Source organism: Pseudomonas nabeulensis, assembly GCF_004682045.1.
GTDB lineage: Bacteria > Pseudomonadota > Gammaproteobacteria > Pseudomonadales > Pseudomonadaceae > Aquipseudomonas > Aquipseudomonas nabeulensis.
The window spans coordinates 83,924-90,318 of the sequence record NZ_QUZT01000021.1 but is presented as its reverse complement, the minus strand read 5'-3'; the positions used below and the strand labels follow the sequence as shown (position 1 = coordinate 90,318).

The 6,395-nt window shown below is 59.4% G+C and carries 8 protein-coding genes; 5 read left to right on the top strand and 3 right to left on the bottom strand.

What is annotated here, in order from left to right; all coding sequences use genetic code 11:
- Nucleotides 1-168 precede the first annotated feature (168 nt).
- Nucleotides 169-1,092 (bottom strand): LysR family transcriptional regulator, encoded by a 924-nt coding sequence (locus tag DYL61_RS13490; protein WP_135308709.1) that lies wholly within the window; start codon nucleotides 1,090-1,092, stop codon nucleotides 169-171.
- Nucleotides 1,093-1,218: 126 nt separating this feature from the next.
- On the opposite strand from DYL61_RS13490, the gene DYL61_RS13485 reads away from it, so the two are divergent.
- The gene (locus DYL61_RS13485; RefSeq protein WP_135308708.1) at nucleotides 1,219-1,965 is read left to right on the top strand and encodes a 3-oxoacyl-ACP reductase family protein; all 747 of its coding nucleotides are present in this window, start codon (nucleotides 1,219-1,221) and stop codon (nucleotides 1,963-1,965) included.
- An 85-nt stretch (nucleotides 1,966-2,050) separates the two neighbouring features.
- Here DYL61_RS13485 and DYL61_RS13480 read toward each other — a convergent pair whose 3' ends face one another.
- On the bottom strand, nucleotides 2,051-2,737 hold the full coding sequence (locus DYL61_RS13480) for an HAD-IA family hydrolase (protein ID WP_135308707.1): 687 nt from the start codon (nucleotides 2,735-2,737) through the stop codon (nucleotides 2,051-2,053).
- Between the two features lie 184 nt (nucleotides 2,738-2,921).
- Between DYL61_RS13480 and DYL61_RS13475 the strand changes: the two genes are divergently transcribed.
- From DYL61_RS13475 to DYL61_RS13465, 3 genes are read left to right on the top strand one after another with little or no spacing between them, the layout of a single operon-like run.
- Nucleotides 2,922-3,581, top strand: a complete 660-nt coding sequence (locus tag DYL61_RS13475; RefSeq protein WP_135308706.1) for a M24 family metallopeptidase — start codon at nucleotides 2,922-2,924, stop codon at nucleotides 3,579-3,581.
- Between the two features lie 9 nt (nucleotides 3,582-3,590).
- A complete protein-coding gene (locus tag DYL61_RS13470) occupies nucleotides 3,591-3,944 on the top strand; it encodes a gamma-glutamylcyclotransferase family protein (RefSeq protein ID WP_135308705.1) in 354 nt (117 codons plus the stop codon).
- 48 nt (nucleotides 3,945-3,992) lie between these two features.
- Nucleotides 3,993-5,033, top strand: a complete 1,041-nt coding sequence (locus DYL61_RS13465) for a DMT family transporter (protein WP_135308704.1) — start codon at nucleotides 3,993-3,995, stop codon at nucleotides 5,031-5,033.
- Nucleotides 5,034-5,113: 80 nt separating this feature from the next.
- On the opposite strand, the gene DYL61_RS13460 is transcribed toward DYL61_RS13465, so the two are convergent.
- Nucleotides 5,114-5,419 (bottom strand): DUF2442 domain-containing protein, encoded by a 306-nt coding sequence (locus tag DYL61_RS13460; RefSeq protein ID WP_135308703.1) that lies wholly within the window; start codon nucleotides 5,417-5,419, stop codon nucleotides 5,114-5,116.
- Nucleotides 5,420-5,959: 540 nt separating this feature from the next.
- Here DYL61_RS13460 and DYL61_RS13450 point away from each other — a divergent pair.
- Nucleotides 5,960-6,229, top strand: a complete 270-nt coding sequence (locus tag DYL61_RS13450; protein ID WP_135308701.1) for a short-chain dehydrogenase — start codon at nucleotides 5,960-5,962, stop codon at nucleotides 6,227-6,229.
- The last annotated feature ends 166 nt before the right edge of the window (nucleotides 6,230-6,395 follow it).

Genomic DNA, 6,395 nt, shown 5'->3' with positions numbered 1-6,395 from the left:
CCCTGGTACCGCGGTGCTTCAGACAGACCGCAGTGGATGGATTTGGGGCGGCTTCGCCCCCCAGCGCGGGGCAAGCCCGCTCACTACAGAGGCGGTGTCGCTACCGTCATCTCTTAACTGACTGGCATTAGGGCTTGCCCCCTCCCACATTTTGAGTCGTGTACAGTTTTAGATGGCACTGAACCGCTGCCCCAACTGCTGTCCGGCAAACTGCTCAATGATGAAGTCCACAAACGCCCGGGTCTTGCCGGGCAGCAGCTTGTGTTCGGCGTAGTAGATGGAAATGTTGCCATCATCCACATACCAATCCGGCAACACCCGCACCACTGCGCCACTGTCCAGGAACGGCACCGCCATCGGCATGCTCACCAGCGCGATCCCCAACCCTTGGGCACTGGCGCAGCAGGCGGCCTCGGAGTCACTCATGGTCATGCCGGGTTTGAGCACCAACGGGCGTTGCTCGCGCTCGCGGCTGCTCAGTTGCCAGGAACGGACGCGCCCGGTCTGCGGTGAACGGATCAGGATGCCGTGACAGTGGGATAAATCCTCGGGCACCACCACCGGCGAGCGCCGCGCCAGATAATCCGGTGAAGCCACCAACACTCGATGGGCCGGCGCCAGCTTGCGCGCCACCACGCCCTGGGGCAACTCGAAGCCACCGCCGATGGCGGCATCAAAGCCCTGCCCGATCAAGTCGACCTGACGGTTATCGAAATGCCAGTCCGGGCTGATATCCGGGAACCGCGCCATGAACTCACCCAACAGTGGCACCACATAGCGATTGCCAAACACGGTGCCCATGCTGACCTTGAGCGTGCCCACTGGCCGCCCCTCAGCGCTGGCCAGGTTGGCCACAGCATTTTGGATGGTGGTGAGGCTGCCGCTGACCTCTTCAAGAAACAGCTTGCCGGCCTCGGTCAAGGTGAGGCGCCGGGTGCTGCGCTGAAATAGCCGCACACCGAGGCGCGCCTCTAGCTTGGCGACACTTTTGCCAACCGCTGCCGGGGTGAGGCTCAGGTGCCGCGCCGCCTCGGCAAAGCTGCCGCCTTCGGCACTGCGCACAAAGCATTCGATACTGCCAAAGCTTTCCATAACACACCATTCCAAACTTTTGGTTTACACAGACTATAGCAATCACGGTCTACCGGGCGGGACGGGCGAGGTCGATACTCGGTTCCAACAACAAGGCATTCCGCCTTGAACAGCCAGGAGATCGACATGACCACACAAAACCTCAGCGGCAAAGTCGCCTTGATTCAAGGCGGTTCCCGCGGCATCGGCGCCGCCATCGTCAAGCGCCTTGCGGCACAAGGCGCAGCGGTTGCCTTTACCTACGTCAGCTCGGCCGCCAAAGCCGAAGATTTACAGAACAGCGTGATCAGCGAAGGCGGCAAGGCCTTGGCGATCCACGCCGATAGCGGTGATGCCGGCGCCATCCGCAACGCGGTGAATGCCACCGTCGAGGCCTTCGGTCGCCTGGATATCCTGGTGAACAACGCTGGCGTGCTGGCCATCGCCCCGCTGGAAGATTTCAAGCTGGAAGACTTCGACCAGACCCTGGCGATCAACGTGCGCAGCGTATTTATCGCGACACAAGAAGCGGCCAAGCATATGGGCGAAGGCGGTCGGGTGATCAATATCGGCAGCACCAACGCCGAGCGCATGCCCTTTGGCGGCGGTGGCCCGTATGCGATGAGCAAGGCGGCGCTGGTGGGTTTGACCAAAGGCCTGGCGCGGGATCTGGGACCTAAGGGCATCACCATCAACAATGTGCAGCCTGGGCCGGTGGATACCGATATGAACCCGGCGGACAGTGATTTTGCCGAGAGTTTGATTGGGTTGATGGCGGTGGGGCGGTATGGGCATGTGGAGGAGATTGCCAGTTTTGTGGCCTACCTGGCAGGGCCGGAAGCCGGGTACATCACTGGGGCAAGCCTGACCATCGATGGTGGTTTCAGCGCCTAGGATTCCAGGAACACTGCAAAACCAAATGTGGGAGGGGCGGTGCGACGATTCGACTTGCCCCCTCCCACATTTTGACCCCATTTATTCAGCGCATTGGCGGCAAGCCATAGGCCGCCAAGTCGAACTCCGCGAGCTTGCGGATGATCTGGTCGGCGTGGTCGTACTTGCTGTCAGCCATGGCCTCATCCGGTACAGCAATGGCCGTCATATTGGCCGCCTTCGCCGCCGTTACCCCAAACGGCGAATCTTCGAACACGAGGCAATCCTCTGGCGCCACGCCCAAGCGTCGAGCGGCAGTGAGGAAAATATCCGGCGCAGGCTTGGCAGCCCCCACTTCCGGGTCGTCAGCCGTGACGATGGTGTCGAACAGCGCAAACCATTCACGGTGCAAAGTAGTCTTGTACCCAAACGAATTGCGCGACGAACTGGTGCCTACGGCAATCGGAATATCGTGCGCCTTCAAGTGCCGCACCAACGCCTCGGCGCCCGGCATACCCAAGGCCTTGGGAAAACGCTCGCTCATCAGCGGTTCGCGGATTTTCAGGAACTCGGCCGGGGTGATCGGCAACTCCAGCGCCTTGACCACATAGTCGGCCAGGTCCTGGGCACCCCGCCCGATGATGTGCTGCTTGATTCCCCAGTCATAGGTACGGCCATAACGTTCAGCGATGATCTGTGTGACTTCGGTGTAGATGCCTTCCGTATCCAGCAACAAACCGTCCATATCGAAAATCACGGCCTTGATCGGGCCGGCGGTACGCGGTGCGTTCATCAAAACAGATCCTTGGGGCGAAGGACTAAAAGGATTCAGCACAATAGCGGGCTACATTGCCTGCAAGCAACCCGGGTCGATCCACCCTGCGTATACCTGACGCAATTTGCCTTTTGCTGCATCAGCATCGCGCTATATAGTAAAACGTATAACGCCGCAGATAATTTAAGCCGAGGACACGCTGGTGAGTGCACAACCCAAAGAAGCCGTAGGCGCCGCCTACAGTATTGAATCCATGCGCTACGCCCAGGCCATGACCTGGAAAGCCATCGAAAACCTCTCCCAGCGCATCCGCCCCGGCATGCTCGAGTCCGAGGCTCGCGAGCTGGGCAAGCAAGTCCTCGCCGACCTCGACATGCAACGCATCTGGCATCCGTTGCTGGTGCGCTTTGGCACCAACACCCTCAAGACCTTCAAGCAACGCTCCGAAGGCGATCCGGTGCTGGGCGAAAACGACATCTACTTCATCGACATGGGCGCGGTGTGGCAAGGCCACGAAGGGGACGCGGGTGCCACGTTCAGCACGGGCAACGACGTGAAAATGGTCGCCTGTGCCAACGCGGCAAAAGAACTGTTCGACCTTGTTCAAGCCCGCTGGAAAAACGACCAGGTCGTGGGTCTGGAGCTTTACCGTTACGCCGAAGAACAAGCCCAGGCCATGGGCTGGCAGTTGAACCTCGATATCAAGGGCCACCGCGTCAGCGACTTTCCCCACGCGATCCACCGTGGCGGCGACCTCGGCGACTTTGAGCACTACCCGAACGCGGGCCTATGGATTCTCGAAATCCAGATCGCCCACCCCACCAAGCCCTACGGCGCTTTCTACGAAGACCTACTGGCCTAAAGGAACACCATGAAACGCTCCACCGAATACCCCGTGCTGTTGTTTTCCTACGGCACGTTGCAGGACAAAACCGTACAACTGACCCACTTTGGCCGCGAGCTGGTCGGCCAGCACGACGCCATGCTCGGCTACGCGCAAAGCTGGGTAGAAATCACCGACCCGCAGGTGCTGGCGAGCAGCGGCAAGACCCATCACCCCATCGTGGCGCCCACCTTAGAAGCGGGCGCCGAGGTGAAAGGCATGGTGTTCCAGATTACCGAGGCGGAATTGGCGGCAGCGGATGCCTATGAAGTGTCGGACTACAAACGAGTGGAAGTGGCGCTGGCATCGGGGCTGACAGCCTGGGTGTATGTGCAGGCGTAAGTAGCGCCACATAAGTCGTATCATGGGCGCCTCCACCGAGGACCGCCCATGAACCTCAGCATCGCCTACGCCCTCGCCGCCGCCGCCCTCTTCGGTGCCAGCACCCCGCTCGCCAAAAGCCTTGGCCTGGGCCTCTCCCCCATTCTTCTTGCCGGCCTGCTCTACCTCGGCAGCGGCGTCGGCCTCGCGGGCGTACGCCTGGTGCGTGATCGCGGCTGGAAACCCAGCGGACTCACCCCCTCGGAATGGCCCTGGCTACTCGGCGCCATCGTGTTCGGCGGCATCCTCGGGCCCGTCGCGTTGATGTTCGGCCTCACCCGCACCAGTGGCGCCACCGCATCACTGATGCTCAACCTTGAGTCGGTGCTCACGGCGTTGATCGCCTGGCTGGTGTTCAGGGAAAACGCCGACCGCCGCATCGTCCTCGGCATGCTCGCCATCGTATTGGGCGGCGTCGCCTTGTCATGGTCTGGCGGCGGGGGAACAACCCATGATTGGACCGGGCCACTTGCAGTAGCGCTGGCCTGCCTGTGCTGGGGGATCGATAACAACCTGACGCGCAAGGTGTCTGGGTCTGACGCGCTGTTTATTGCGGGCACCAAAGGCTTGGTTGCGGGGCTGGTCAACTGCGGATTGGCGCTCTCTATCGGGGCGCAGGTTCCGGCGGTGGCGCAACTGTTGCCGATCTTGCTGGTGGGCTTTCTGGGATACGGCATCAGCCTGGTTATGTTTGTGCTGGCATTGCGTGGACTGGGCAGTGCACGCACCGGCGCTTACTTCTCCACCGCACCGTTCCTGGGGGCCGCCGTTGCGTTGCTGGTGCTGGGCGAGTCGGTGACCGTGGCGTTCTGGATCGCCTCGGCGCTGATGGCCGTGGGGGTGTGGCTGCACCTGACGGAACGGCATGCCCATGAACATCAGCATGAGGCCACGGAACACGGGCATTGGCATGTGCACGATGAGCATCACCAGCATGAACATGGGTTTGAATGGGACCCGAAAGTGCCCCATAGCCATGTGCATGCGCATCGTCCGTTGCGGCATAGTCATGCGCATTTTCCGGATGTGCATCATTGGCATAGGCATTGAGGGAAAAGTGATGTGTGTGGGTTCCAGAATGATTTAGGGCGACTGTATCCGCCGCCCCACTCTATAAAACACGACCCTGCTTAGGCGTGCCGACCCGTGTGACTTCCATGCACATAATCCCACCCCTCACACGACTGCTCCAACGCCAAGCGGTGCAACGTGACGACTGGCAATTCAAGGTCATTACCCCAGGTCACGTCAAAGCCCCATTCGCCGAGTTCGGCTTGAGCGAATAGCGTCAAATTCCGGAGCGGCTTGAGGATAGAGAAAGTGTTTATATGATCGGTGAGATCAACGGTGTGCCGCATACGGTTATTCCACTCAACCTCAAGAGCATGCTCGCCGGCAACTGGTTGCACAGCAGAGATGCGAAGCTTGCTGGACATCAGTCAGTTCCTCCGGTTTTCTTCATCACATACCAAAGCTTTTGTCTTGGGCGACTATAAAAATCCGCTACAGGCGAGGTAAGACGAGTGCTGAAGGGCTTTTGACGTTTCGGAAGCAGACTACGTTAGCGTGGGTACATACCTACGTTGGCGATGTGCTGACTAGTGATTGCCAGCAAATCGCACGTACGGCACGAAGAGAAAGCGCAGTTCGAAGTGAGGTCATTTGGGCAAAGTCCTACGCGCCGCTCGGAAGTGGTGACCTCCCATTTCAAAATGGCCACGCCTATAGTCGCTCGGTCGCCCTCATGGCGACCGGGTTTGGCGACTCGACAACAAGATGGCAGAAGCCTCCCGGCTGATTTGCGGGATGCCCCTGCACGCAATAAGCTGCGCAATGGTAGCTGTGCGTGGGAGACTTTCGAGTCTGCCGGTCTTTGTCCGTTCTTGTTCCGGTTCGCCAACCTGCGTACAGCTGCCACCTTTTTGTTTGGCGACAAATAGGTGGTGAATTTTCCATTAAGTGAACGGACTTAACGCATGAACCAATACATGGCACTGACCAACAACGACAGCGCTACTCCTGCGCTTTTCGTGGACACGAATGCTCCACTGGAAATACTGCTCGACGCGGCGAGCTATCGAATCCGCGCAGTCACCCAAGTTCTTGAAAATCTCGCACTGAGGGAGGAAATCAGTAGCGATTCCGTCGTACTGAGCGACTTCGCACTGCTCTGCTCAATCCCGTTGCGCGATGGGTGTGACATACTGGATGCCATAGGGCGGCGTGCGGATATGCCAAGCGCTTAAGGCAAATATCTGGAGTGTTCTCCCCCAGAAACGCAAAACCCCTGGTTTCTTTCGAAACCAGGGGTTTTGTTTATATCAAATTTGGCGGTGAAGGAGGCAGGCATGGCGGAGAGAGTGGCGGAAGCGGTGTCCATTTCCACCCACCCCATGAAGGCTCACAAAGCCC